Source organism: Cryptosporangium sp. NPDC051539, assembly GCF_044454545.1.
Classification (GTDB): Bacteria; Actinomycetota; Actinomycetes; order Mycobacteriales; family Cryptosporangiaceae; genus Cryptosporangium.
Window position 1 is genome coordinate 218,062 of the sequence record NZ_JBITDV010000005.1, and the last position, 25,715, is coordinate 243,776.

23 protein-coding genes are annotated in these 25,715 nt (G+C 70.6%); 9 read left to right on the forward strand and 14 right to left on the reverse strand.

The features are described from left to right. Positions 1-4 precede the first annotated feature (4 nt). A complete protein-coding gene (locus ACIBZJ_RS17510) occupies positions 5-889 on the forward strand; it encodes a spermidine synthase (RefSeq protein ID WP_395930599.1) in 885 nt (294 codons plus the stop codon). Here the strand turns inward: ACIBZJ_RS17510 and ACIBZJ_RS17515 are convergent. Beyond that, on the reverse strand, positions 882-1,784 hold the full coding sequence (locus ACIBZJ_RS17515) for an alpha/beta hydrolase (protein ID WP_395930601.1): 903 nt from the start codon (positions 1,782-1,784) through the stop codon (positions 882-884). The genes ACIBZJ_RS17510 and ACIBZJ_RS17515 overlap by 8 nt on opposite strands. A gap of 33 nt (positions 1,785-1,817) precedes the next feature. After that, on the reverse strand, positions 1,818-2,762 hold the full coding sequence (locus ACIBZJ_RS17520) for an ADP-ribosylglycohydrolase family protein (protein ID WP_395930603.1): 945 nt from the start codon (positions 2,760-2,762) through the stop codon (positions 1,818-1,820). A gap of 434 nt (positions 2,763-3,196) precedes the next feature. Here ACIBZJ_RS17520 and ppgK point away from each other — a divergent pair, with 434 nt between their 5' ends. From ppgK to ACIBZJ_RS17540, 4 genes are read left to right on the forward strand one after another with little or no spacing between them, the layout of a single operon-like run. Beyond that, a complete protein-coding gene (gene ppgK, locus ACIBZJ_RS17525) occupies positions 3,197-3,931 on the forward strand; it encodes a polyphosphate--glucose phosphotransferase (RefSeq protein WP_395930605.1) in 735 nt (244 codons plus the stop codon). A gap of 36 nt (positions 3,932-3,967) precedes the next feature. Then, the gene (locus ACIBZJ_RS17530; protein ID WP_395930607.1) at positions 3,968-4,546 is read left to right on the forward strand and encodes an RNA polymerase sigma factor; all 579 of its coding nucleotides are present in this window, start codon (positions 3,968-3,970) and stop codon (positions 4,544-4,546) included. After that, positions 4,543-5,448 carry a hypothetical protein gene (locus tag ACIBZJ_RS17535; protein WP_395930609.1) on the forward strand — a complete coding sequence of 302 codons (906 nt, stop codon included), beginning with the start codon at positions 4,543-4,545 and terminating at the stop codon, positions 5,446-5,448. Before ACIBZJ_RS17530 ends, ACIBZJ_RS17535 begins: the two co-directional genes overlap by 4 nt. Beyond that, positions 5,445-6,209: a hypothetical protein gene (locus tag ACIBZJ_RS17540; protein ID WP_395930611.1), complete on the forward strand. Its 765-nt coding sequence runs from the start codon at positions 5,445-5,447 to the stop codon at positions 6,207-6,209. Before ACIBZJ_RS17535 ends, ACIBZJ_RS17540 begins: the two co-directional genes overlap by 4 nt. On the opposite strand, the gene ACIBZJ_RS17545 is transcribed toward ACIBZJ_RS17540, so the two are convergent. The 7 genes from ACIBZJ_RS17545 to ACIBZJ_RS17575 are packed head-to-tail and all read right to left on the reverse strand — an operon-like array spanning position 6,187 to position 15,332. Beyond that, positions 6,187-7,674 carry an FGGY-family carbohydrate kinase gene (locus ACIBZJ_RS17545; RefSeq protein WP_395930613.1) on the reverse strand — a complete coding sequence of 496 codons (1,488 nt, stop codon included), beginning with the start codon at positions 7,672-7,674 and terminating at the stop codon, positions 6,187-6,189. The two genes, ACIBZJ_RS17540 and ACIBZJ_RS17545, sit on opposite strands and share 23 nt — an antisense overlap. Next, positions 7,674-10,127, reverse strand: a complete 2,454-nt coding sequence (locus ACIBZJ_RS17550) for a GH116 family glycosyl hydrolase (RefSeq protein ID WP_395930615.1) — start codon at positions 10,125-10,127, stop codon at positions 7,674-7,676. Before ACIBZJ_RS17550 ends, ACIBZJ_RS17545 begins: the two co-directional genes overlap by 1 nt. Then, a complete protein-coding gene (locus tag ACIBZJ_RS17555; protein WP_395930617.1) occupies positions 10,124-10,810 on the reverse strand; it encodes a hypothetical protein in 687 nt (228 codons plus the stop codon). The genes ACIBZJ_RS17550 and ACIBZJ_RS17555 overlap by 4 nt, the downstream gene beginning before the upstream one ends. Before the next feature lie 4 nt (positions 10,811-10,814). After that, complete coding sequence (locus ACIBZJ_RS17560; RefSeq protein WP_395930619.1) at positions 10,815-11,630, reverse strand: carbohydrate ABC transporter permease; 816 nt, start codon at positions 11,628-11,630, stop codon at positions 10,815-10,817. Continuing rightward, entirely contained in the window at positions 11,627-12,610 is a 984-nt protein-coding gene (locus ACIBZJ_RS17565) for a carbohydrate ABC transporter permease (RefSeq protein ID WP_395930621.1), read from the reverse strand. Before ACIBZJ_RS17565 ends, ACIBZJ_RS17560 begins: the two co-directional genes overlap by 4 nt. After that, entirely contained in the window at positions 12,603-13,892 is a 1,290-nt protein-coding gene (locus ACIBZJ_RS17570; protein ID WP_395930623.1) for an ABC transporter substrate-binding protein, read from the reverse strand. The genes ACIBZJ_RS17565 and ACIBZJ_RS17570 overlap by 8 nt, the downstream gene beginning before the upstream one ends. 33 nt (positions 13,893-13,925) lie before the next feature. Next, positions 13,926-15,332 (reverse strand): L-fucose/L-arabinose isomerase family protein, encoded by a 1,407-nt coding sequence (locus tag ACIBZJ_RS17575; RefSeq protein ID WP_395930625.1) that lies wholly within the window; start codon positions 15,330-15,332, stop codon positions 13,926-13,928. Positions 15,333-15,527: 195 nt separating this feature from the next. On the opposite strand from ACIBZJ_RS17575, the gene ACIBZJ_RS17580 reads away from it, so the two are divergent. After that, positions 15,528-16,505, forward strand: a complete 978-nt coding sequence (locus tag ACIBZJ_RS17580; RefSeq protein WP_395930627.1) for a LacI family DNA-binding transcriptional regulator — start codon at positions 15,528-15,530, stop codon at positions 16,503-16,505. Positions 16,506-16,556: 51 nt separating this feature from the next. On the opposite strand, the gene topA is transcribed toward ACIBZJ_RS17580, so the two are convergent. The 5 genes from topA to ACIBZJ_RS17605 all read right to left on the reverse strand — a co-directional run bounded on the left by topA (position 16,557) and on the right by ACIBZJ_RS17605 (position 22,187). After that, a complete protein-coding gene (gene topA / locus ACIBZJ_RS17585) occupies positions 16,557-19,406 on the reverse strand; it encodes a type I DNA topoisomerase (RefSeq protein WP_395930629.1) in 2,850 nt (949 codons plus the stop codon). A gap of 239 nt (positions 19,407-19,645) precedes the next feature. Further along, positions 19,646-20,491 carry a lysophospholipid acyltransferase family protein gene (locus ACIBZJ_RS17590; protein WP_395930631.1) on the reverse strand — a complete coding sequence of 282 codons (846 nt, stop codon included), beginning with the start codon at positions 20,489-20,491 and terminating at the stop codon, positions 19,646-19,648. Positions 20,492-20,604: 113 nt separating this feature from the next. Then, positions 20,605-21,405 carry a GntR family transcriptional regulator gene (locus tag ACIBZJ_RS17595; protein ID WP_395930633.1) on the reverse strand — a complete coding sequence of 267 codons (801 nt, stop codon included), beginning with the start codon at positions 21,403-21,405 and terminating at the stop codon, positions 20,605-20,607. A gap of 45 nt (positions 21,406-21,450) precedes the next feature. Further along, positions 21,451-21,822 carry an STAS domain-containing protein gene (locus ACIBZJ_RS17600; RefSeq protein ID WP_395930635.1) on the reverse strand — a complete coding sequence of 124 codons (372 nt, stop codon included), beginning with the start codon at positions 21,820-21,822 and terminating at the stop codon, positions 21,451-21,453. Next, positions 21,819-22,187 carry an STAS domain-containing protein gene (locus ACIBZJ_RS17605; RefSeq protein WP_395930637.1) on the reverse strand — a complete coding sequence of 123 codons (369 nt, stop codon included), beginning with the start codon at positions 22,185-22,187 and terminating at the stop codon, positions 21,819-21,821. The genes ACIBZJ_RS17600 and ACIBZJ_RS17605 overlap by 4 nt, the downstream gene beginning before the upstream one ends. A gap of 224 nt (positions 22,188-22,411) precedes the next feature. Here ACIBZJ_RS17605 and ACIBZJ_RS17610 point away from each other — a divergent pair, with 224 nt between their 5' ends. The 3 genes from ACIBZJ_RS17610 to ACIBZJ_RS17620 are packed head-to-tail and all read left to right on the forward strand — an operon-like array spanning position 22,412 to position 25,670. Beyond that, the gene (locus ACIBZJ_RS17610; protein WP_395930639.1) at positions 22,412-23,638 is read left to right on the forward strand and encodes a PP2C family protein-serine/threonine phosphatase; all 1,227 of its coding nucleotides are present in this window, start codon (positions 22,412-22,414) and stop codon (positions 23,636-23,638) included. Continuing rightward, a complete protein-coding gene (locus tag ACIBZJ_RS17615) occupies positions 23,635-25,230 on the forward strand; it encodes an ATP-binding protein (protein ID WP_395930641.1) in 1,596 nt (531 codons plus the stop codon). Before ACIBZJ_RS17610 ends, ACIBZJ_RS17615 begins: the two co-directional genes overlap by 4 nt. Further along, a complete protein-coding gene (locus tag ACIBZJ_RS17620; protein WP_395930643.1) occupies positions 25,227-25,670 on the forward strand; it encodes a response regulator in 444 nt (147 codons plus the stop codon). The genes ACIBZJ_RS17615 and ACIBZJ_RS17620 overlap by 4 nt, the downstream gene beginning before the upstream one ends. The last annotated feature ends 45 nt before the right edge of the window (positions 25,671-25,715 follow it).

Consider the following 25,715-nt stretch of genomic DNA (forward strand, 5'->3'; position numbering starts at 1 on the left):
GAGCGTGGCAACCAGCAGGACGACGAACCCGAACAAGCGACAGCGTGCCAAGGCCGGTCCCGCGCCCGGCACCCACCACCTGACCGACGTCACCGCCGAGATCGTCCAGGACCTCGACGCCGACAACGGCTGGATGCTCCTGCTGGACGGCGTCCCGAACTCGTATCTGAACCTGGACGACCCCACGCACCTCGAGTTCGAGTACCAGCAGTGGATGGGCCGAGCCGTCGACCTGCACAAACCGGGTACGGAGCCGCTCAGCTTCGTGCACGTCGGCGGCGGCGCCTGCGCGTTCCCCCGCTACGTCGCCGCCACCCGGGAGAACGCCCGGCAACTGGTCGCCGAGTACAACCCCGAGCTGATCGCGCTGATCCGCGAGGTCTTCGGCATCCGCACCGGCCCCGGGCTGCGCATCCGCGCCGGTGACGGCCGCGACGTCGTGGCCGGCCAGCGCAGCGCGTCCGCCGACGTGCTGGTCCGGGACGCGTTCATCGGGCCGATCGTCCCGCCGCACCTGACGACCGTCGAGTTCATGGCCGACGTCGCCCGGGTGCTGCGTCCGGACGGCCTCTACCTGGCCAACGTCACCGACGGGCCGCCCCTGGGGCTGGCCAGGGCCGAGGTGGCCACCGCGCGAGCCACGTTCGAGCACGTCGCGATCGTCTCCGAGACCCCGGTCCTGAAGGGACGCCGGTACGGCAACCTCACGCTGATCGCGTCACCGGCGCCGCTGCCGACCCTGGAACTCGCCCGGCTGCTGGCCCGCTCGGTCGCGCCCACCCGGGTGCTGCACGGCGACGAGCTGACCCGGTTCGCCGCCGGTGCCGCCGTGACGACCGACGACTCCCCGCTCGTGCCGCTGCCACCGCCGAAGCACCTGATCAGGTAGGGCGGGCGAACGCGCGGCCGAGGAACGCCAGCGCGTCCGGGGCCACCGAACGCCAGAACGTCGAGTCGTGGCACCCGTCGCCCTCGTGCACCTCGGTGGCGGCGGGCAGCGCGTCCTTCAGCGCGGGCATGTTCGGCGCGAACGAGTCGTCGCGGCCGTAGTCGACGCGTACCGGGATGCCCGCCAGCGCCGGACCCCGCGCCCGCACGTCGTAGCGCGACCAGTCCGCCGCCGAGTCGAACGCCTTCGGGGACGCCTTCCGCGCCTCGTCGTACGAGAGCCATACCGCCGGGCTGCCGGCCGCGCAGGCAGCGACGCGCGTCGGGTAGGTCTGGGTGAACAGCAGGGCGCCGTAGCCGCCCATCGAGTAGCCGAGCACGCCGATCCGCTGCCCGGCGCCGGTCTGCAGCCCCCGCCCGGCCAGCAGCGGGAGGAACTCGTCGGCGAGCATGCCGAGCGAGTCGTCGCCGGTGGCGCGGGGATGCCAGTACCCCAGCCCGCCGTCCGCGGCCGCGAGCACGAAGGGGGGGACGCCGTTCGCCACGACGTCGGCGAGGTAGCCGGGCAGCGCGATGCCGCCACCGAGCACCCCCTCGTCGCCCCGGAAGCCGTGCAGCACGAGGCAGACCGGCAGCGAGTCGGTGTCGCGAGCACCCGGCGGGTACGCGATGCGGTAGTTCACCGTGGTCCGGCGGTGCGTCGACCGGAACGCGCCCCTGACCACCGCACCGGCCGCCGAGCGCGGCGCCGGCGCGTACACGTCGCAGGCGCCGAGCGCCCGCCGCAGCTGGTGCTGGCCGGGGAGCACCCCGGCACCGACCAGTCCGACGCCTCCGGCCGCGACCAGCCCCAGCCCTGCGACCCCACCGCCGAGGACGGCGCGTCTGCTCACCACGGCGAGCAGACTAATTCGACAAGTGCCGTGATTTCAGCCCTTCCAGGCGCACGCGAGGGCCAACTGCTCGAGGTCGGCCGCGTTCAACCCGGGCCAGCCGTGCACGATCGCCCGCCACTCGGCCGGCACCGCGGACGCCCCGCACGCCGCGCCCAGCAGCGCACCGGCGATCGCGGCGACCGTGTCGGTGTCTCCCCCGCCGTTCACCGCCGCCACCAGGCCGGCCCGCAGCCGCTGGGCCGGGTCGGCGACGTCCCGGACGCCGTACACCGCCGCCCAGGCCGCCTGCAGCGCCGCGACCACCCAGCCCGATTTCGCGGCGAACGCCGACACCGGCGCCGCCTCGGCCTCGGCGATCCGGGCGCCCCAGCCCGGCGAGACCCGTGACAACCCCGCCGACACGTCCAGCGAACCCGTCCGGATCGCGTGGTCGATCGCCAGGCACCACAGCACGCACGCCTCGCCGGCGATCGGGTCGTGGTGGGTCAGTGCGCTCACCGCCATGGCCGCTTCGGCCATGGCGTCCGCCTGGCCGGAGAACGCGAGCGCGACCGGGGCGGTGCGCATCAACGAGCCGTTTCCGGCCGTCCGGCCGGTCTCCCGGTGCAGGTCGGCGCCGATCGAACGCAGCCGCGCGGCGGCTCCGGACGGCGCGAAACCGGCCGCCGCCCGGCCGAGCAGCGAACGGGTCTGCGCCCCGACGTCGGTGGCGCCGCCGCCGAACCAGTCGACGACGAACCCGGACGCGACGCGGTCGAGCGCTTCTTCCGACCGGAGATCGGACGAGACCGCCACCCGGGCGATCACGACGGCCATCTGGGTGTCGTCGCTGTACTCCCCCGGCGCGTACGCGCCGTAACCGCCACCGAGCATCCGCGGGTCGCCGTCGGCCGGGCCCCGCTGCGCCGGCTCGTAGTGCACGCCCAGCGCGTCTCCGCAGGCCGCGGCGAGCAGGACACCGGCGATTCGATCACTCACGTGCACACCATCCCCATTGGACTCGTCGTACCCACTAAGTACCGCAAGCACCGTTCGCGACTTGCATTACACCCGATCAGTCTGCGAATGTCGCAAGAGGTAGTTCTGGATTAACCCAGAGTGACTGCCAGATGCACCGGGAGACCAGTCGTGACGTTCAGCGGTTACAGCAAGAAGCAGCCGCCTCCGATGGATCCTCCGCCGCAGGCCCGGGTGCGGACCTATTGGCGAGGATGCGTCCAACTCTGGCAAGCACATCAGCCCGACGCCAACGGCCGATGCCTCGCCTGCGGCCGCCAGGGCGCGTGCCCCACTCTCACTGCCGTCGACGCCCTGCTCGCGGATGCGTTGGGCCGCGGAACCGACTGATACGTTTCCGCCGCGGGCCAGCAAGGTAGGTCACAGAGGAGAGCACCGCATACGCAGGAGGCGGCATGACGATCCTGGGCATCGACATCGGCGGATCCGGCATCAAGGGCGCGCCGGTCGACCTCGACTCGGGCGCGTTGTCGGCCGAACGGTTCCGGCTGGAGACGCCCAAGGGTGGCGCCCCGGACGACATGATGCCGGTCATCGCCGAGGTCGTGAAACACTTCCCCGGTGACGGCCCGATCGGCGTCACGTTCCCCGGCGTCGTGGTCCGCGGCGTCATCAAGACCGCTGCCAACCTGCAGAAAGACTGGATCGGCATCGATGCCGGGACCGTCTTCACCGAGCTGACCCACCGTTCGGTGACCGTTCTCAACGACGCCGACGCCGCCGGGGTGGCCGAGATGGCGTTCGGCGCCGGCCGCGACCGGAAGGGCACGGTCCTGCTCTTCACGTTCGGCACGGGCATCGGCAGCGCGCTGTTCCACAACGGTGCCCTGGTGCCGAACACCGAGCTCGGCCACGTCGAGCTGCACGGTAAGGACGCCGAGCTCCGCGCGTCCGACCGCGCCCGCGAAGAGGGCGAGATGAGCTGGAGCAAGTGGGCCGGCCGCGTCAACGAGTACCTGAACCACCTGGAGATGCTGTTCTCGCCCGACCTGATCATCGTCGGCGGCGGGGTCAGCAAGAAAGCCGACAAGTGGCTGCCCGAGGTGTCGGTCAACGCCGAGATCGTGCCCGCGATGCTGCAGAACAACGCCGGGATCGTCGGCGCGGCGATGGCTGCCTCGACGGCCTAGTGCAACACCTCGGTCGGTGGTGGCCACTCCACGGGTGTGACGACCTCCCCGCCTACCGACCGGCAGCTCTGGGCTGACGCGGCCGCCGGGAATCAGGACGCCTTCGGGACGCTGTTCGACCGGCACGCGAAGGCGGTCTACAACCACTGTTTCCGGCTGACCGGCAATTGGACGCTCGCCGACGACGCGACGTCCGCGACGTTCCTGGCCGCCTGGCGCCGCCGACGCCAGGTGGCCCTGGTGCACGACTCCGCACGCCCCTGGTTGCTGACCGTCGCGACCAATACGGTCCGCGACGAGCGCAGATCCCTCCGGCGACGACTCTCCCTGCTGGAACGCCTCCCGGCGGCGCCTCCGGCACCGGACCACGCCGACGCCGTCGTCGAGCGTCTCGCCGAGGAAGAACAGATGGCGCGGCTCCTCGCCGCGACCCGCGACTTACCCACGGCCGAACGCGAGGCGCTCGCGTTGTGCGTCTGGTCCGGCGTCTCCTATGCGGACGCCGCCGAGGTGCTCGGAATCGCCGAGGCCAGCGTCCGCTCCCGGGTCAGTCGCGCGAAGTCCCGTCTGACCAGAGCTCTCGCGCCCGCACACGCCGGGAAGGAGGACCGATGATCGACACCATGCTGCCGCCGCCGGAGCGTGACCTGCCGCCCGGCCGGCACCACGCGATGCGGGCGGAGATCCTGCGCGACCTGGCCGGAGTCCGGGCCGTGCGCCCGATGGGCCCGCGGACCGCGAGGTTCGTTCGCGTGGCCGGCCCGGTCGCCGCGGCCGCCGCCGTCGCCGCGGTGGTCTTCGTCGCCGGCGTCTTCGTGGGCGCGACGACGGACGACGCCGCTCCGTTCGCCGACCACCCCGCCGTCGAGAAGCCGGTGCCGGGGTTCACCGACGCCCAGCTGACCGAGTACCGCCAGGCCTGCGTGAAGGCCCGGCAGGCGGACGAGGACACGTCGATGGGCTTCGGCGTCGTTCCGATGCGCGACAAGATCGACGTCGCCGGTCTGCGGGTCTACAACGCGGTGTCCGATCGGGTCGGCACGATGGTCCTGCTCTACACCGGCGACGGATGGGCCGATTGCGCGTGGCAGGGCCCCCGCACCGCCCAATGGCCCGCCCAGCCGACTTCCGGCGGCTGGAACAACGAGGATCCGAACTGGCTTCCCGGCGCGGCGAGCATCGACGCCGAGAGCACGGGCCCGCGCGGCGGAAAGTATTGGGCGCGGTTCGGCGGCCGGGTGCCCGCCGGAGTGACCCGCGTCGAGGCCACGCTCGACGGCGCCACCGCGTCCGCGGACGTGGTCAACGGGACGTACCTCGTGACCCTCGAGATTCCCGGCGAACCGGCCCACGGCCGGCCGGCGATCCGGACGTACGACCGGAGCGGGAAGCCGGTCGGTACCTACGCCGAGAAACGCGGCGGCTCGGGCTGCCTGGTGACGCCGGACGGGAAGCAGGTCGCCGGCGAGAAGACGACCGACACCTCGAAATGCACGGAGGCAGTGCCATGGCGATGAGCCCGTTCGTGTCCGACCACCGGCGACGCTGGCCATGGCTGGTGGGGGCGATCGTCCTGGTCCTGGCGACCGCGGTGGGGATCGCGGTCGCGGTGCGCCCGTGGTCGGGCCCGGCACCCGCGCGGGCGGCAGTCCGGTTACCGGCGGTCGGCCTGCCGCCGGGGCTCACCGCGGCCCAGGCGCAGAAGATCCTCGACACCTGCCTGAACACCCGGGCCAAGCAGCAGGCCACCGACGCGAAGCTCTTCAACGCGGTGGTGACCGGCTACGCGACCGACGCGCTGATCTACAGCGGCAGGTGGGCCGTCGGCTGCCAGATCAACCCGATGGGCTCCGGCGGGATGACGACGATGCCCCTGCCCGGCGACGTCCGGTGGCTGGACGGCCCGCTCTCGGTCGACCTCACCGACGGGAAGGACTCCCGGCCCTGGATGAAGCAGCCGGGCTTCGACGTGATCGGCGGCCGGGTGCCGCCCGGCGTCCGCAAGGTGACCGTCGACCTGCACGGGAAGACGTATCCGATCGCGGTCGTCAACGGCACGTACCTGGCCCGGATCCCCCGTGACCGGCTCTACCGGGACGAACACGGCGAGGAACCGGCGCGGAAGGTGATCAGGGCCTTCGACGCGAACGGGAAGCTGGTCGGGACCTACGAAACCGGGTACCGGGCGCGGCACTGCGTGGTGACACCGGACGGAGAGCGGCTCGACCGGGATCCGCAGTATCCGAAGCCGTGCGTCACCGCCGCGTCGTGGGTGTGACGGTTCCGGCCAAGGCGTGTGCGGTGGCCCGGGTGGCTCCGTACAGGTCCCGGTAGAGGCGGTACCGCTCGTCGTAGGTGCCGGCGGCGTCGGGATCGGGGTGCACCTCGGACGCGATCGGGTTCCAGGATCCGGCGTCCGTGACCAGCCCGGTCCCGAGGCCGGCCAGCAGCGCGTCGCCGTACCCGGCGCCGATCGCGTAGGTCGGTAGCTGCTGGGTTTCCTGCAGCACGTCCGACACGATCTGCGTCCAGAGGCCGCCCTGCAGCCCGCCGCCCACGGCGACCAGCCTCCTGTCGGCCGTGCTCCCGCCCGCGTCGGCCATCGCTTCCAAATTGTGGCGGACGCCGAACGCGGTGGCTTCCAGGGCGGCGCGATAGAGGTGCCCGGCACCGTGCCGCAGCGTCAGCCCGATCACGACACCCCGGGCGTCCGGGTCGAACAGCGGCGTCCGCTCACCGGCGAAGTACGGGAGCATCAGCAGGCCCTCGGCGCCCGGACCGGCGTCCCGGGCGGCGGCGGTCAGGTCCGGGTAGGACCGGCCGGTCAGATCGCGCAGCCAGCCGGTGATCGCGCCGGACGTCGCCATGCCACCGGCCATCGTGTAGGTGCCGGGGAACGCGCCGACCGTGCCCCAGAGCCGGCTGGAGCTGCGTGGCTCGGGCACGACCTCGACCAGGAACATCGTCGTGCCGTACATCAGCATGACGTCGCCGGGGTCGCGCACGCCGACGCTGACCGCCTCGGCCCAGGCGTCGATGGTGCCCGCGACAACCGGGATGCCCTCCGGAAGTCCGGTCTTCTCGGTCGCGGCCTTGCCGACCCGGCCGACGACCTCGCCGGGCCAGGCCAGCTCCGGGAGCCGCAGGCCCGGGGCGATGTCGGTGGCCCAGTCGTCGGCCCAGGCCAGTGCGGTGGCGTCGTAGAGCGGGCTGGACTGGCTGGCCGAGTGGTGGTCGAGGACGTATTCGCCGGTCAGCTCGTGGACGAGCCACGAACTGGCCATGAAGAGACGTTCGGTCCGCGCCCAGACGTCGGGCTCGTGCCTGCGCAGCCAGGCCAGCTTGGGCCCGACCGCCTGGGTGGTGAGCGGGGAGCCGCCGCGGGCCAGGATCCGCTCGGCTCCGTACCGGTCGGTGAGCTCGGCGATCTCCGCGGTGGCGCGGGTGTCGACGCCGTAGAGGATCGCCGGCCGGAGCGGACGCCCGGCCGCGTCGGTGACCAGCACGCACGGCCCGATGCCGGAGATGCCGATCCCGTCGATCGGACCGGGCGCCGCCGCTCGGAGCTCGGTGACCAGCGCGAGGAAGTCGGCCCACCAGACGTCGACCGGGTCGTGTTCGACCCAGCCGGGCCGCGGCGTACCGGCCCCGTGCTCGCGGCTCGCACCGGCCACCACCGTTCCGTCCGGCGTGACCAGCACGCCCTTGGAGCCGGACGTGCCGATGTCGATTCCCAAGAGCATCAGCGCATCAGCTCGATCGTCGTCGTCCGCAGTTCGCCGCCGCGGACGTCCAACCTGACCTCGTCGTCCTCGGTGACCGTGAACGTGCCCCACCCGGTACCGGCGACAAAAGGGTAGGTGCCGGGCTTCGCGCCTACCCGCAGGTGCCGGGTCACCGCGGAGTACCGGAAGCCGGTGAACGCGTCGAGCAGCGACCACCCGGCCATCGCACGCGCGTAGTGGTCACCGCACTCGACCTCGTTGAACGGGTTGCGGCGCTCCCCGTCGTGACGTCCCCGGAGTGCGGTGACGATGCGTCCGGCCTGATCGTCAAGGCCCTCGGCCAGGCACAACGCGGCCACCGTGTATTCGACGCCCGTCCACACCTCGTCGCAGTAGCGCAGCGGGACCTCGGGGCGGCCTCCGTGCGGCCACGAGCACACGACCAGGCCGGTCTCGTCGCCGTCGGCGAAGACCCGGTAGCCGTGGTCGTCGAAACCGGTGCGCAGGTTGTAGCGGACGATCGCCTCCAGCGCGGCCCGGATCCGGTCGCCCGGCAGCAGGTGGCCCAGGTCGAGCTGGTTCGCCCACCACTGCCCGAGCAGCTGATCGGAGAGGCACCCGGAGCCGAAGTCGTAGGCCTCGCCGGTCGTCGGCTGTCCGTAGTACTCGCCGTTCCACAGCAGCTCGTCGTAGCCCTTGCGAGCCAGCTCGAACAGCGCGCGATCGGCGTCCGCCCCGGTGTGCTCGGACAGCAGGCGACCCATCTCCTCGGCCGCGCGCAGGGCGGCGAGCCACAGACCACCGACGAACATGTTGGGCCCGTGCAGCGCGATGTCGTACGTGACCGGCTGCTGGCCCCGCAGGACGCCGTCGCCGTCGGCGTCCCAGCGGTCGCGGACGTGGTCGAGCAGCTGACGCAGCGCGGGCCAGTGACCGCGCAGCCAGTCGAGACCGGCACCGTCCCGGACCGACCGGTAGGTCTTCAGTACCGCGCCGAGCATGCCGTCGAGCGCCGGTGCGGCCGGTCCCCCGATCTCGACGCCGTGCAGCTGCGGCAGCCAGGTCGGCAGCACGGCCCGGTGGGGTAGATAGCCCTCGGGCGCGCGGATCGACCACTCGGTGTCGCGCATGCTCGTCCCCAGCTGCGGGAACAGACGGGACAAGGCCTGCTCGTAGTTGTAGACGTGGTTGCAGTCGACCGGGCAGGAGCCGCCGACGTCGCCGTCGAAGTTGCGGGTCGACGCGCCGAGACCACCCTCGAACCCGTGCACGACCCCGTCGGCGGTGCGGAAGATCGTGGGCGAGCGGACGAGCGTGCCCTGGGCGGAGATGACCTCGGCGAGCGGTTCGGGGAGCGTCTCGACCGCGGTGGACCAGTCGGCGCCGGCCCGCGGGTTCGCCCGGTAGTGGTCGAGCACGTCGAGGGCGCCGCCGAACCGGGTGGCGTAGTGGGTGCCGAGCCAGAGCTGGGACCGGCCGTAGGGGCGCTCGGGTCCGAACTGGTCCCAGTCGACGTAGCGGTTCGGGAAGTACCAGGCGTGCACGACCTCGATCGTGGTCTCTTCACCCGGGGCCAGGACGAACGGCACGGCGAGGGCGGCGTCCCAGGTCTGGCCGGCCGGGCTGGGGCCGTGGGCGCCCCGCACGGTCGGAGGCATCGACTCGAGTGCGCGATCGATGGTCTCGCGGGAGAAGTCCCAGAGCTGCACCGGGGTGACGAGCTTGATCGCTTCGGCCCAGCGGAGCGTCTCGGCGGCACTGCCCGCGCGGGGCAGCACGGCGGCGGGGCGATCGGACCAGAGCAGCATCTCGCCCGCGGTCGGGTCACCGTCGGCGAGCGCCGGGTTGTCCATTAGGACGCCGGACTGGCCGTTCCGCTTCAGGAGGCGGTTGACGTTGCCGCCGTAGCCCGGCGAGCGGACGCCGTCGATCGGTGCGACGCCGTCCCAGCCGGTGGCGTTCTGCAGGCTCGCGACGAGCCAGCCGTGCCGCAGCTCGGCCGTCCGGTTGCGGATCGCGAACACGTAGCTGACCAGCGGCAGGCCGGACGCGTCGGCGTCGAGGGGTACGAAGGGGGTGTGGGCTTCCAGCCGGACGTCCACCGGTAGGGCGGCGTCCTGGTATCCCACCCGGGCGAACGGATAGCTCGCGGAGAACTCGGTGCTCTCGACCGTCGGCCAGGGCGGGAGGTGGTCCGCGTCCGGGACGAGGTCGTCGTTGACGTTCGGCGCCGGGTGCGGGTGGGGGGCGATCGGCGCCGACCGGAGCAGGCGGCAGACGTCGCCGGGCGGCTCGATCGAACTGACGCGGAGCGCGAAGAAGCTGTCGGGCAGGAACCCGCGGTGGTTCGGCCGGTGGTGCAACTGCCACTGGCGGAGCGCGCCGTCGGCGCCGAGAGCGACGTGGCCGGCGCCGAGGCCGCCGAGGCCGAACGCGACTGCGCGGCGCTGGTCTCCGGTGTAGGTCCTCACTTGTCGGACTCCTTCAGCAGGTGCACCTGGGTGGCCGTGGCGACCGCGATGACGGCCGGAAGCAGCAGGAGGAACGGTGGGCCGAGCACTTTCGCGACCGCGGACGCGAGCGCGACCAACGACAGCAGCGCGAGAACGAACGCGGGGCTGGCGGCGGTGAGCCCGGCGCCGCGGCGCCAGCCACCGGCCGCGTACGCGAACGGCGCGATGAGCAACGCTGCGCCCAGGACCGTCAGGTTGACGGCCAGCGAGGCCGTGAACAGCGGGCCGGCGCCCCGAGCGGCCAGGCTCGCGACGACCAGCGTGGCCGCCGCCGCGATCGGCACCGCGCGCCGGACGCCCGGCCCGGCGGCGGAGCCGAGCAGCCGGGGCAGCGCGCGCAGCGGAACCGACTCCGCGCCCACCAGGTCGACGCCGTCGGCCGGGGCGACCGTGGGCAGCCGACGGAGGACGGAAACGACCGTGAGGAGCTGGAAAGCCGGGCCCAGCGTGAGCGCGGCGACGGCCGGGGCCAGGAGCGGGCCGCCGCCGAGACCGACCGCGGCCGTAACCAGGACGGCCATCGCCATCGGCAGCGACGCCACGACGAGCACGGGCAGCCCGCGCCACAGCCGGGGACCGGTCTCGCGGGCCAGGACACCCAGCGGTACCCGGGCCGGTACCGGAACGGATCGTGTCGACATCGGGTCAGTCCTTCAGACCGGTGCTGGCGATGCTGTCGACCAGCGCGCGTTGGAACACCAGGAAGATCAGCAGCAGCGGAGCCACCACCAGCGTGATCGCCGCGAACACGACCGCGGCTTGCCCCTCGCCCTGCGCACCCTGCAGCGACGCCAGTCCGAGCGGCAGCGTGAGCTTCTCCGGCGAGGACAGGAACACGTTGGGCCAGAAGAAGTCGTTCCAATACATCTGGAACAGATAGATCGCCAGCGCCGAGATCGCCGGTGCCCCCAGCGGCAGGATCACCCGCCGCAGGATCGTGAGATGCCCGGCGCCGTCGATCCGCGCGGCCTCGTCCAGATCCTTCGGAATCCCGAGGAAGTACTGCCGCAAGAGGAAGATCCCGAGCGCGTTCACCATCCCCGGCAAATACACCGACGCGTGCGTGTCGACGAGTTGCAATTCGCGCATCAGCAGGAACACCGGGATCACGGTGATCTGCGGCGGGATCATCAGCCCGGTGAGGAACAGCAGGAACAACGCCTCCCGCCCCCGGAACCGCAACCGGGCGAACGCGTAGGCCGCCAGCACCGACGTCAGCGTCGCCCCGATCGTGATCAGCGACGTGATCTTGACGCTGTTGAAGGCCATCTGCCCGAGCGGGATCAGCTCCGACACCTTGCTGAACGGGCTGAAGTCGAACGACCGGGGGATCCAGTGCGGCGGCAGCGCGAACCGGTCGTCGGGACCCATGATCGCGGTGACGAACAGCCAGAAGACCGGCGCCACCATCAGTACCGCGAACGCGGAGAGCAGAGTCGTGGTCAGCAAACGGCGGATCATTCGTGCACCCACCTCCGCCGCAGCCGGAATTGGATCAGCGTGGCCAGCAGCACGATCACGAACACCAGCAACGCGATCGCGGAGGCGTAACCGACCTGGAAGTCGCGGAACGCGGTCTCGTACAGGTACTGGACGACGCTGATCGTGGCGCCGTCCGGCCCACCGCGCGTCATCAGGAACATCGGTTCGAAGATCTGGAACGCGCCGATGAAGCTGATCACGGTCACGAAGAACAGCGTCGGCGAGAGCATCGGCAGCGTGACGTGCCAGAACCGGCGCCAGGCGTTCGCGCCGTCGATCAGCGCGGCTTCGTACAGATGCGAGGGGATCGCCTGGAGCCCGGCGAGGATCACGACGAACGAGAAGCCGATCGTGTGCCACAGATCGACGAGGATCAGCGCCGGCATCGCCCAGTGGGCGTCGACCAGGACGCCGCCGGGCAGGCCGATCTTGTCGCCGTAGTACGTGAACACGCCGAACGCCGGGTCGTAGGCGTACTTCCAGATCAGGGCCGTGGCCGCCCAGGAGACCAGGAACGGGAAGAAGTACGCGGTGCGCAGGAAGTAGCGGGTGACGCGCCAGGTCTTGCGGCTGACGCCCAGCGCGAGGATCAGGCCGAGCCCCACGTGCAGGACGATCGACCAGAACGTGAACTCGAACGTGTTGCCGAGGGCCTTGCGGAGCGTCTCGTCGTCGAGGAGCTTCGAGTAGTTGTCGGTGCCGGCGAAGGTCGGTTCGCCGAGCAGGTCCCAGTGGAACAGGCTGAGGACGAGCGTCCCGATCATCGGGCCGAGCACGAAGATCAGGAACAGCACCATCGCGGGGCTGAGGAACAGGTACGGGGCCACGCGCTCCACCAGCGCGGCAGCACCACCCCGGGCCGGCGGCGGGGTGGCCGCCGGCTCGACCGAGGGGGGCGAGGCCGCCGGTGCGGGCCCCGGGAGGGGGCCCGCACCGGGTGCGGCCGCCAGCTCAGACATTCGCGGCGACCTTTTCCTGCATTTTTTTCATGCCGCCGGCCGGGTCGGTGTTGCCGGCGAGGATCTGGCCCCAGGTGTCCTCGATGTCCCGCTGGATCAGGTTGCCCTTCGGCGGTGCCGGGATCACCGTCGCGTAGTCCAGCGCGGCGTACAGGTTCTCGGTGCCGGTCGGCGAGTCGTCGAGATACCCCTGGCTGTCCGCGACCGACTTCCGGGCGGGCACGACCGTGCCGCCGAGCTTCGCGAAGAACGCGTCGCCCTCGGCCGACACGAGGAACTTCAGGAACTCGAACGCCTTCTCGGGCTTGTTCGAGCTCTTCATGATCGGGATCCCGTTCCACCCGACGGGCGACCCCTGCCCGACCTTCTTCGGCCAGGGGACGATTCCGAACTTGTCGACCGCGTTCTGCTGCCGGATGTTGACGATCGGCCAGCGTCCACCACCGAACGTCGCCAGCTTGCCCTGGACCGCGAGCGTGAAGCGGTCGAACGATCCACCCGGCGGCGGGCTCAGCTTCTCCGCGACCAACTGCCGGACGAACTCCGCCGCCTCGATCGCGGCGGGCGAGTCGCAGGTGGGCGTCTTCCAGTCTTCGGACATCGTGCTGGCACCGTTCGTGAGCAGCCACGGCATCACACCGATGAAGTACTCCGCGGTGGCCGGGTAGAAGAACGCGCCGGTCTTCTGCTTGATCGTCCGGCCGGCTTTGAGGAAGTCGTCCCACGTCCACTCGTTCGTGGGTGCCTCGACGCCGGCCTTCTGGAAGACCTCCTTGTTGAACCAGAGGCACATCGTGTTGAAGTCGCCCGGCAGGAAGTAGGTCTTGCCGTCCGGCGATCCGTACTGCTTGTTCCACTTGACCAGGTTCGGGTGGGCGTCGGCGAGGAAGTCGTCCAGCGGAGCCTGGTTGGCCTTGACCAGATCGTCCAGCGGGTGCAGCAGGCCTTTCGAGGCGAACAGCTGCATGCCCTCGGTGGCGACCTGGATCAGGTCGTACCTGACCCCGCCGGCGAGCTGGGTCGAGATCTTGTCGAAGTACGCCGCCCAGTTGTCCACCGGCGACGGCGTCGCCTTCAGCTTGATGTCGGGGTTCTTGCGCTGGAACTCGGTGAACAGCTTGTTCCAGACCTGCTGTTGGTCGGCGGTACCCAGGTAGGTGAGCGTCAGATCGGAGCTGCTGGCGGCGGAGTCGGTGCCGCCGCACGCGGCGATCAACGGAGCAGCGGCCAGCGCGATCGCGCCGAAGCCGGAGGCACGCAGCAGGTCCCGTCTGGTGACCATTGTGGGGTTCTCCTCGTCGTTGAGAGCGGAGTGTCAGGCGAGCGGGCCCATGCCCGCGAAGTCGATGTCGAGCAGGCGCGCGACGGCGCGCAACTCGGCGACGCGGTCACCGGGCACCGCGTGGATGTGGTTCGCGCCGAACGTCGAGAGGAATTCGGACGCGTCGACCTGCAGGCGGGTGAACGCGTGCGGCCACTCGAACGTCGAGAGGCGCGCGAGGCGCTCGTTCTCGGCGTCGTCGTAGCTCTCGAACGCACCGCGCGCCACGTGCAGGCGGTAGCGGCCGTTCAGCCGGGTCAGTCGCGCGAACGTGGCGTCGCCGGGGGCCGCGATGTGGTGCACCGACGCGCCGCCGGCCGGGAAGAAGAACACCTCCGGGTAGAGGTGCGTGCGGGCGAGGTTCTCGGCCGGGTCGTCGCTGCGGGCCGCGTACCAGGTGGCGTGCTGGCCGGAGTTGGCCAGATCCCAGATGTCCAGGTCGGAGTGGTAGTGCCGGACGTCGGCGAACAGCACCGGGTCGCCGGAGATCAGCTTGAGGATCTGCATCGTCAGCGCGCCGTCCATGTCGGCCTCGGTCGCGGTGACGTGGGTTTCCTTCGGCCCTTCCCAGTCGTACGGGTCGTTGAGGAACGCCTCGGTGATGTCCATCGTGGTGAAGTGACTGGTCAGCTCCGGCTGGCCCTTGATGCCGGAGAAGTCGAGGTTCCACTCGTCGATCAGCTCGCGCATCGCGTAGTACGAGCGGATCTGACGCTCGAGCAGCGCGGGCGTCAGCTGCTTGCCGTCGTAGTGGACGCCGGCCGCGTACCGCTCGAGCCACTCGCGACCGGCGGTGACCCGCGACTGCTCGACGTGGTCCGACCGGCGGACGATCTCCCACTGGTCGATCTCTTCGACGTCGACGCCGAACGTCGCCATCCACTGGTCGGTGTTCGCGGTCGCGGTGTTCATTCCCATCGGACGGCCGCCGATCCGGCCGAACGTCGAGCCGCGCAACCGGCTGACCGCGGTGGCGGCCCGGATCTGGGCCAGCACGGCGGGCTCGGAGACGCTCCCCCAGGCCCGGCTGTGGACACGGCCGATCTGGTCGAGCGCACCTCCGCCGGCCAGCATGCCGACCATGCCCGGCTGCACCGGGTCGAGGCTGGCCAGCAACAGCAGTGGCCCGGTGGTCGACGCCGCCGCCAGCATCGTGAAGTGCGGGAACGCCCACACCGGGTAGTGGAAGATCGTCAGGTCGGGCTGGGACGCGGCGACGCGCCGGGCCTCCGACGTCGCCAGCGAGTTCGTCCAGACCATGTCGGTTGCGACGACGACCTCGTGGCCCTCCGCCTGCAACGCGCTGACCAGCGCCTTCTCGGCGGACTCCACGAACTCGCGGATGTCGTTCGCGACGTAGTCGCGGCCGTCGGACATCGTCAGCAGCCCGATCTTCGCCACGGAACCTCCTGAAATCGTTTTCTCAACGGGTCTCGGCGTTCGGTAGCCAAAACCGACAAGGGGGAGTTATGGTGCCTGAAATCGATTTCTGAAATCGATTTCTCAGAAATTAGAGCCGGGTTGTGGCTGTGTCAAGGGTCACTAGGCTCAGATGCCGATCCGGGTTCGAGCTGGACCGGTGCAGGGGGAGCCCACATGGAGAACGTGACGATCGGCGATGTCGCGCGAGCGGCCGGGGTGTCACCCGCGACCGTGTCGCGAGTACTCAACGGCCACCACGGGGTCGCCGACGAGTTGCGTCAGCGGGTGGTCACGGCGGTCGCGGAGCTCGGCTACCGGCCGAACAGCCAGGCCCGAAGCCTGCGGACCAGGGCGACGAGCGTCCTCGGGCTGATCATTTCCGACATCACGAACCCGTTCTTCCCGGAGATCGCCCGGGGCGTCGAGGACGCCGCCCACGCGGCCGGGTTCTCGGTGGTGCTCGCGAACACCGACGAGGATCTGGCCAAGGAGCAGCGCTACCTCGAGGTCGCGGCGGCCGAGCGGATGGCCGGAGTCGTGCTGGCTCCAGCGTCCAGTGCCGAGACCGACATCAGCGTGCTGACCGGCCGCGGCATCCCGGTGGTGGCGGTCGACCGGCGGCTGCCCGGCCACCGGGTCGACAGCGTGACCGTCGACAACCTCACGGCCGCTCGTGACGCCACCCGGCACCTGGTGTCGATCGGGCGCACCCGGATCGGGTTCGTCGGCGGGCCGCTGGCCACCACGACGGCGTCCGACCGGCTCGCCGGGTATCGCGAAGGCCTGGGCGACCTGCCCGAACTCATCGCCTACGGCGACTACCGGATCGACGGCGGGCGGGTGGCGGCCCGCAAGCTCCTCGAGCGCGAGGAACGCCCGGACGCCTTGTTCGTGTCGAACAACCTGATGACGATCGGGGCGATCACCGCGCTGGCCGACGCGGGCCTGAAGCACCCGGACGACGTCGCGCTGGCCGGGTTCGACGACCAGACCTGGCAGACCGGGCTGCTCCCCCCGCTGACGCTGGTCACTCAGCCGACGTACGAGCTGGGTAAGCGGGCGGCGACGGTGCTGCTCGAGCGGATCCGCACCCCCGATGCGCCCCCGGCGGACGTGATTCTGCCGGCGACCCTGGCGGTGCACCGCTCCTGAACGTCGGATGGCTGTAGGAGCGCTCGGCCCCTACAGCCATTCGACGTTCGGCTACGCCTTCTTGGCGGCGGTCTTCTTTTTCGCCGGGGTTTTCTTCGCGGCCGTCTTCTTCTCGGGGGCGGCCTCGCCGGTGGCGGCCTTCTTCGCCGCGGTCTTCTTCGCGGGCGCGGCCTTCTTGCGGGTCGTCTTCTTGGCCGGCCCGCGGGCCCGGCGGTCGGCCAGCAACTCCGACGCCCTGGCCGGGGTCAGATCGGCCACCTCGTCGCCCTTGCGGAGGCTCGCGTTCGTCTCGCCGTCGGTGACGTACGGCCCGAACCGGCCGTCCTTGATCACCATCGGCTGGCCGCTGACCGGATCGTTCGCACCCATTTCGCGCAGCGGAGCGGCCGGCGCGGCCCGACGGCCCCGGGTCTTGGGCTGGGCCAGCAGCGCCAGCGCCTGCTCCAGCGTCACCGAGAACAGCTCGTCTTCGGAGCCCAGTGACCGCGACTCGGTGCCGTGTTTGACGTACGGCCCGTAGCGTCCGTTCTGCGCGGTGACCGGCTCACTGTCGGTCGGGTGCGCCCCGAGCGTCCGCGGCAGCGAGAGCAGCTTCAGCGCGTCGTCGAGCGTCAGCGTGTCCAGCGACATCGAGCTGAACAACGACGACGTCGTCTCGCCGCTCTGCACGTAGGGCCCGAACCGCCCGGCCTTCGCGACGACCGGCTCACCGGTGACCGGCGACGTGCCCAGCTCACGCCCGCCCTGCGGGGCCGAAAGCAGCTCCTCGGCGCGCTCGACGGTCAGCGAATCAGGCTCGAGGTCGTCGGGCAGCGAGGCCCGGTCGCCCTCGTCGTCGGGGCCGGCGGTGCGCTGCAGGTACGGCCCGTACCGGCCGACCCGGACCACGATCGTGCGGCCCTCGTCGTCGGTGAACAGCGGGATCGAGTTCACGCCCCGGGCGTCGATGTCGCCCAGGTTGAGCGCGACCAGGTGCTTGAGGCCACCCGCCTTGGAGACGCTCTCCTCACGGACGTTCGCCCCGTCGGGGGCCCCGAAGTAGAACCGGGTCAGCCAGTCGACCCGACGCCGCTCACCGGCCGCGATGTCGTCCAGGTCTTCTTCGACGTTCGCGGTGAACTTGTAGTCGACCAGCCGCGGGAAGTACTGCTCGAGCAGCTGGACGACCGCGAACGCCACGAACGACGGCACCAGCGCGGTGCCCTTCTTCCAGACGTACCCGCGGTCCTGGATCGTCCGCATGATCGACGCGTACGTCGACGGGCGTCCGATGCCCAGCTCCTCCAGCGCCTTCACCAGGCTGGCCTCGGTGTACCGGGGCGGTGGCTGGGTGTTGTGACCCTCGGCGGTGAGGTCGTGGGCGGTCAGCGGGTCGTCCTTGGCCAGGCGGGGCAGCCGGCGCTCTTCGTCGTCCTGGCCGTCGCCCCCGGAGCCGTCGTGCGACTCGTCGAGGTCTTCGACGTAGGCCCGCAGGAAACCGGGTTCGGTGATCGTGCGGCCCGACGCGGCGAAGTCGGCCACCTCGGCCGTCGACGACGTGCCCGACAGCCGCACCGAGACCGACTGGCCCACCGCGTCGATCATCTGGGACGCGATCGTCCGCTTCCAGATCAGCTCGTAGAGCCGGAACTCCTCGCTGGAGAGCTCGCGGGCCAGCTCGCCGGGCGTCCGGAAGTGCTCACCCGACGGACGGATCGCCTCGTGTGCCTCCTGGGCGTTCTTGACCTTGCGGGTGTACCGGCGCGGCTCGGTCGGCACGTAGCGGTCGCCGTAGAGCTCGCGGACCTGCTGCCGGGCGGCGTTCAGCGCGGTCTCGGACAGGTTCGTCGAGTCCGTCCGCATGTAGGTGATGTAGCCGTTCTCGTACAGCCGCTGAGCGATCCGCATCGTCTGCTCGGGGGTCAGCCGCAGCTTGCGACTCCCTTCCTGCTGCAGCGTCGAGGTCATGAACGGCGCGTACGGCTTCCGCCGGTACGGCTTCTCCTCGACCCGGACGACCTTGAACGCGGCGCCCTCGAGCCGGGCCGCGAGCCCGCGGGCCCCGGCCTCGTCCAGCTGGATGACGTCGCCGCGCACCTCGTTCTTGAGCTGCCCGGTCGTCGGTTCGAAGTCGCGGCCGGTGGCCACCCGGTCGCCGTCCAGGCCGACCAGCGTCGCCAGGAAGTCGCCCGGCTCGCCGGCCGGAAGTTCTCCGTTGACGGCGAAATGACCGCGGATGTCCCAGTACTCGGCCGACCGGAACTTCATCCGGGCGCGCTCGCGCTCCACCACGATGCGCGTCGCGACCGACTGGACCCGGCCCGCCGAGAGCCTCGGCATGACCTTCTTCCACAGGACCGGCGACACCTCGTAGCCGTACAGCCGGTCGAGGATCCGGCGGGTCTCCTGCGCGTCGACCAGCGAGAGGTTCAGCTCGCGGGGGTTCGCGACGGCCTCGAGGATCGCCGGCCGGGTGATCTCGTGGAACACCATCCGGCGCACCGGCACCCGGGGGCGCAGTTCCTCGACCAGGTGCCAGGCGATCGCCTCGCCCTCGCGGTCTTCATCCGTCGCCAGGAAGACCTCGGTCGCGTCCTTGACCAGCTGCTTCAGCTTGGCGACCTGCGCCTTGCGGTCTGGGCTGACCACGTAGAGCGGCGCGAAGTCGCGATCGACGTCGACGCCCAGGCGCGCCCAGGACTCGCCCTTGTACTTGGCCGGTACGTCGTCGGCGTTGCGGGGCAGGTCACGGATGTGACCGATGCTCGCCTCGACGACGTAGCCGGGGCCGAGATAGTCGGCGATCTTCTTCGCCTTGGCGGGCGACTCGACGATCACCAAACGCAGGCCGTCGACGCCGGCGGGCGTGCCGGTACGCCGGCTCCGCTTGGCGGCGCCGGCAGTCGTGGTGGGAGCGCTCACGGGTCTCCAAGGTCAACATGGCTCGGGTGGACAGCCGCTGGGCAGTGTGCAACCCAGTGGGCGTCCGCTGTCAAACGTAACGCGCCGACGTGGCCGTTCGATGTCCGCCCGCCCGCCGGTCGGGTAGGCGATTGCTGCCGGCCCGGCCGATCGACGCGGTACGAGTGGCCACCCCGACGCCGAACACAGGTCTCCCACAGTGGCACTCCGCGACGAATTTTTCGCCGATATCCACCGGGTCAGGTGGTGGATTTACCCTTCGCCTGGGCCTTCGCCTTGGCCTTGGCCCGGGCTCGGACCCGTGCCAGCGCCTCGGCTCGGATCTTCGCCTTGGCCTCGGCGATCCGCTCCTCGACCTCGGCTTTCTCGAGGACAGCGGCGTCCTCCGGGGTGGGCGCCGTGCCGCCACGGGACGATGGCAGCCACCACAGATCGTCCGGACCGGTCGAGCGGTAGGTGTCGCCCTCGATGGCCTCGTCGAGCAGCACCACCATCCGGGATTTCATTTCCTCGGTGACTTCGGCCGGGTCGTCGTCGCGCGTCGGGTGCAGCGGCTCGCCCACCCGCAGTTGCACCGGGTTGTTCCGGCGCGTCAACCGGCGCGGGTTCTCCTTCGACCAGTACCGCTGGGTGCCCCAGACGATCATCGGCACCAGCGGGACCCCGGCTTCGGCCGCCATCCGCGCCGCGCCGAACTTGAAGTCCTTGAGCAGGAACGACCGGCTGACGGTCGCTTCCGGGAACACGCCGACGATCTCGCCGCCGCGCAGGGATTTGACCGCCGTGCTGTAGGCACCGGCACCGGCGGCCCGATCGACCGGAATGTGCTTCATCCCGCGCATCAGCGGCCCGGACACTTTGTGGTCGAAGACGGACTTCTTCGCCATGAACCGGACCAGCCGCTTCGAGGGCTGGGCGGCCAGGCCGCAGAACAGGAAGTCGAGGTAGCTGACGTGATTGCTCGCCAGTACCGCCCCGCCCGTCCGCGGGATGTGCTCGCCACCCACCTCGGTCACTTTCACGTTGATCGCCGCAAAAGCACCTCTGGCGATGGTGATGACCGGTGGGTACACGAATTCGGCCATGCGGCGCCCTCTGCTCCTCGGTTGCTACGGACCCGTAGGTTACCGAACCGTAGGAAAGGCGTCGACCTCTACGGTTGCCGCCAGATGAACGCCTCCGGACGCCGTTTGGTTCCTCAGCCGTGAGCGTGTTCACGAGCGGCGAGCCAGGCCGCGGCCGGCTGCCCGGCGGTGATCGCCGCCAGCAGCCGCCGATGCTCTTCCACGAGGTCGGGCGAGAGCACCGGGGCGGCCAGCCTTCCGGAGCCGCCGTTCTCCGCGTGCTCCTCGTCATGGGCGGACGCCAGGCCGCTCACGTCGTCCGTGAGCGTTTCCAGATGGACGCCGTTGGTCCCGTTGGCAGCCACACCGACCGGAACCTTCGCCGCGGGCAGTGGCAGCGCGACGACTTTGCGAATTCCGGCCCGGGCCCGCTCGGCCCGGGAGTCGGCGGCCAGCCGGGCCACCTCGAGCCGGTCGGCCAGCCGGTCGAGCATCTGCAGCGCAACCGGGTTTCCGGCCATCTCCGCGATCTGCCGGTGCAGTCGCTGGTCGTGCTGGTACGCCTCGTCCGCGTCGCCCCGGACGTGCGCCGCCTCGGCGTCCGCCGCGGCCTCTTCGGCCGCACGCAGCGCGGCGGGAGAGATCTCTCCGGCCTTCTGCCGCCGCGCGGCGAGCTCGGTCACGAGCACGTCGAGCGCGGCGCGCACGGCGCGGGCGTGCCGCGCCTCCGCGTCGTCCATCAGGTCGACGATGACCCCGCGGTCGGAAGCACGGACCAACCCGTCGCCGGCCAACCGCCGGAGGGCCTCCCGGACCGGGGTGCGGGACATGCCGAGAGCCTCGGCCAGTTCCACCTCGGTCAGACGACTCCCCGCAGGGTACTGACCGTCGACGATGGCCTCCCGCAACCGCGTATACGCGGCATTCGCCTGCACGGGCGGGACGTTAACACGATAAAAGGGACTAACTCCCGGAACGACTCACGTTTCGCGGAGGGGAACCATCGGGATCACCCGATCGATGCCCGCGAGCGAGATCGTCCGGGCCACCGGCCCGCTCGCGCCGGTGAGCGTGACCTCGCGGGCCCGGGCCGACACCGTCCGATGCAGCCGGACGAACGCGCCCAGGACGCTGGAGTCGATGAACGTCGCGGCCGAGAGATCCACGGTGACGTCGGAGGGGGCCGCGTCGGCCAGCACCACGAAGACCGGTTCCCACTCCGCGGCCAGCGTGAGGTCGACCTCGCCGACCAGCACGACCCGGTATCCGGACCAGGCGGGCTCGCATCGGATCTGTCCGGCGTTGTCCCAGCCGGTGGCGTCGTCGGCGACGGTCTGGAAACCGGGATTCACCCGGTGACCTCGGCCGCCGGATGCCCGTTCATCGCCCGGGTGGCATCCTCGACCGATCGATACACCGGCAGCGCACGGGACAGATTCGTGATCGTCAGCAGACGCACCAGCGCGGGGCGCGCACCGACGAGCGCGACCGCACCCGAATTGTCCCGCAAACGGCGATGCACCTCCATCAGGACGCCGAGGCCGGTGGAGTCCAGGAACGGCACTCCCGACACGTCGAGCACCAGGTGCTGCTCACCCGAATCGACCAGGCCGAGCAGCTCGTCCCGCATCTGCGGCGTGGTGGCCATGTCCACCTCACCGACGATGACGCAGCATGCGACTCCGTCGACGTGCTCCACACTCACCTGCAATGACACGCGAACCTCCGGCGAGCAGACAATCGTCTGGGGGCCACTATCCAGAATCCGGCTCCGGCAAACGTGTCCGGGGCGAGTAGTTACGTTTTCGGCCTCCGGAACGCTTATCGATATAGAGGTGCACCACTGATGCCCGGCACACGGCAAGACGGGCAAAGCGACCAGTCGACACGGTCGGCTCGACGTCCACTTATCCTCGGGGACGCCGAAAGAAGGAGTTGTCGGTGAGCGCTGCCATCTACCCGCCCACGCACGACTTGAGCGGGCGCCCGGTCGACCCCGCTGACGCCGGTCCGGTCCGGGTGATCCTGGTCGAGGACGACCACGGCGACGCGTTCCTCGTCGAGGAGTTGCTGGCCGGTGCCCGGGTGGCGTTCGAGCTCACCTGGGTGCAGAACCTGGCCGACGCGACCTCGGCCGTGGACGAGCGCGTCCGCTGCGTCCTGCTCGACCTCAACCTGCCGGACGCCACCGGGATGGAGGGTCTGCACCGCATCCTGGAGCTGGCGCCGCAGGCGGCCGTGATCGTCCTCACCGGTCTGGCCGACGAGCACCGCGGCGTCGAGGCGGTCGCCGCCGGGGCCGAGGATTACCTGGTCAAGGGCCAGGTCGACGGCGAGCTGCTGGCCCGGGCGATCCGGTTCGCGATCGAGCGCAAGCGCGCCGACTCGGCGGCGCTGCGTCTGCGCGAAGCCGAGCTGCTGGCCAGCGAGAACGCCCGCATGGAGCGGGCCCTGCTGCCGACTCCGCTGCTGCACGACCCGCACGTGCACTTCGCCCACGCCTACCGGCCGGGCCGGCGGATGGCTCTGCTCGGCGGTGACTTCTTCGACGTGATCGAGCGCGACGGCACGGTGTTCGCGCTGATCGGCGACGTCAGCGGGCACGGGCCGGACGAGGCGGCGCTGGGCGTCTGCCTGCGCATCGCGTGGCGGACGCTGGTGCTCTCCGGGGTTCCGGCGGCCGGCATGCTGCCGGTGCTGGACATGCTGGTCGTCCGCGAGCGGCACAGCCCGTTCGCGTTCGCGACCGTCTGCATGGTGGTGATCACGCCCGACCGGCGCTCGGCCGACATGTACCTGGCCGGGCACCCCTCCCCCATCCTGGTCTCGGACGACGTGCACCAGCTGCCGATGGGCCCGCGCGGCCCGGCGCTCGGCTTCCTGCCCGAGGGGCGCTGGCCCGCCGTGCGGCTCGACCTCCCGCCGTCGTGGGCGCTGCTGCTGTTCACGGACGGTTTGTTCGAGGCCCGCACCGGGAACGGCCCGGATCGGCTCGGCGAGGAAGGGCTCGTGGAGTTGATCTCGGCGCACCTGCCGGATCTGCCGGTCACCGACGGGTGGCCGGAAAGCTTGCTGGACGCCGTCGAGGAGCGGAACGGCGGCGCGCTGGCCGACGACGCCGCGCTGGTCGTACTGTCCCGCCGCGCGCCGGAAGGAGAGGGTCGATGACCCCGGGAACCGGCGGGTGGACGCTGCGCCGCCGCCTCCTGATCACGTTCGTCGTGGCCGGGGCGCTGACCGTGGTGATAGCGCTGGTGACCGCGACCGCGCTGGGCCGGGTGATCAACCGCAACGACGACCTGCTGGAGCGAATCGGCCCGGCCCGGATCGCCGGGTACCAGATCGAGGCCGCGCTGCTCAACCAGGAGACCGGCGTCCGCGGCTACGTGCTCACCAAGCAGCAGACGTTCCTGACCCCGTACGAGGACGGCACCAAGGCCGAGAGCAAGAACCTCGCGAGCATCCGGAGCGCACTCAAGGGCAACGCCGGCCTGCTCCGTGACATCGACGAGTTCGAGGCGGCGGCGAACGCGTGGCGCACCCGGTACGCCGAACCGCTGATCAACGCGACGCGCCTCGGGCAGCCGGCGACGACCGGGCAGGACGACCAGGGCAAAACGCTCTTCGACGCGGTCCGGGACGCGACCACGACGTTCCAGAACGACCTGACGTCGATCCGCAACAACACCTACGACGAACTGCAGTCGGCGATCAACACGCTGATCGCGATCGCGATCGTCGCGCTGGTGCTGCTCCTGATCGCGGGTGGCATCCTCTGGCGGGCGCTGCGTCAGTGGGTGCTCCGGCCGCTGGAGGCGATCGGCACCGAGACCCGCGAGGTCATGGGTGGCGCGCTGACGCACCGGGTCGAGGTGGACGGCCCACGCGAGATCACCGCGCTGGCCGAGCACGTGGACGCGATGCGCGGGTCGCTGGTCACCGCACTCTCGACCGCCGTGGCCGCCCAGGACCGGCTCAAGGAGCAGACCGACCAGCTCGCGGCGCAGACCGAGGACCTGCAGCGGTCCAACACCGAGCTCGAGCAGTTCGCCTACGTCGCCTCGCACGACCTGCAGGAGCCGCTGCGCAAGGTGGCGAGCTTCTGCCAGATGCTGTCGCGCCGGTACTCGGGCCAGCTCGACGAGCGCGGCCAGCAGTACATCGACTTCGCGGTCGACGGCGCCAAACGGATGCAGCGGCTGATCAACGACCTGCTCGCGTTCTCCCGGGTCGGCCGCACCACCGGCGAGTTCGAGGACGTCTCGCTCGACAGCGTGCTCGACCGGGCGCTCACCAGCCTGGGCAGCACGATCGAAGAGAGCGACGCGGCGATCCAGGCCGACCCGCTGCCCGAGGTGCACGGCAATCCGATCCTGCTGACCCAGATTTTCCAGAACCTGATCGGCAACGCGATCAAGTTCCACGGGATGGCGCCGCCGCGGATACGGATCACCGTCGAGCGCAAGGGCGACAACTACGAGTTCGTGTGCAGCGACAACGGCATCGGGATCGAGCCGCAGTACGCGGAGCGGGTGTTCGTGATCTTCCAGCGACTGCACGGCAAGGACCAGTACGACGGCACCGGCATCGGCCTGGCGATGGTGCGGAAGATCATCGAGCACCACGGCGGCCGGATCTGGCTCGACACCGACGGCCCGACCACCGGAGGCACGACGTTCCGCTGGACGTTGCCGGTACCGTCCTCGACTGAGGGGGAGCCCGTCGCGGTCGGCGGGGCAGGAACGGAGAGCGACGCGTGACCCAGCCGGAACCGCTGCCGATCGAGGTGCTGCTGGTCGAGGACGACCCGGGTGACGTCCTGATGACCAAGGAAGCGTTCGACGACCACAAGCTGCGCAACACGCTGCACGTCGTCAACAACGGCGTCGACGCGATGGCTTACCTCCGCAAGGAGGCGCCGTACGAGGGCGTGCCGACCCCCGATCTGGTGCTGCTCGACCTGAACCTGCCGCGGATGGACGGCCGCGAGGTGCTCGCGGAGATCAAGAAGGACGACGCGCTCCGCCGGATCCCGGTGGTGGTGCTGACCACCTCGGAGGCCGAGGAAGACGTCCTGCGCAGCTACAACCTGCATGCGAACGCGTACGTGACGAAGCCCGTGGACTTCGAGCAGTTCGTCAACGTCGTCCGCCAGGTGGACGAGTTCTTCCTGTCCATAGTCCGCCTTCCTCCGCTGTAGGCGGCCCGCTCCACGTCACGACAAAAATCAGGGCCCTCCCGCCAT

Coding starts and splice junctions, on each gene's coding strand:
- ACIBZJ_RS17535 (WP_395930609.1), top strand. CDS start 4,543: ATGATCGACACCATGCTGCCGCCGCCGGAGCGTGACCTGCCGCCCGGC.
- ACIBZJ_RS17540 (WP_395930611.1), top strand. CDS start 5,445: ATGAGCCCGTTCGTGTCCGACCACCGGCGACGCTGGCCATGGCTGGTG.
- ACIBZJ_RS17560 (WP_395930619.1), bottom strand. CDS start 11,630: ATGATCCGCCGTTTGCTGACCACGACTCTGCTCTCCGCGTTCGCGGTA.
- ACIBZJ_RS17570 (WP_395930623.1), bottom strand. CDS start 13,892: ATGGTCACCAGACGGGACCTGCTGCGTGCCTCCGGCTTCGGCGCGATC.
- ACIBZJ_RS17615 (WP_395930641.1), top strand. CDS start 23,635: ATGACCCCGGGAACCGGCGGGTGGACGCTGCGCCGCCGCCTCCTGATC.
- ppgK (WP_395930605.1), top strand. CDS start 3,197: ATGACGATCCTGGGCATCGACATCGGCGGATCCGGCATCAAGGGCGCG.
- ACIBZJ_RS17580 (WP_395930627.1), top strand. CDS start 15,528: ATGGAGAACGTGACGATCGGCGATGTCGCGCGAGCGGCCGGGGTGTCA.
- ACIBZJ_RS17545 (WP_395930613.1), bottom strand. CDS start 7,674: ATGCTCTTGGGAATCGACATCGGCACGTCCGGCTCCAAGGGCGTGCTG.
- ACIBZJ_RS17565 (WP_395930621.1), bottom strand. CDS start 12,610: ATGTCTGAGCTGGCGGCCGCACCCGGTGCGGGCCCCCTCCCGGGGCCC.
- ACIBZJ_RS17590 (WP_395930631.1), bottom strand. CDS start 20,491: ATGGCCGAATTCGTGTACCCACCGGTCATCACCATCGCCAGAGGTGCT.
- ACIBZJ_RS17555 (WP_395930617.1), bottom strand. CDS start 10,810: ATGTCGACACGATCCGTTCCGGTACCGGCCCGGGTACCGCTGGGTGTC.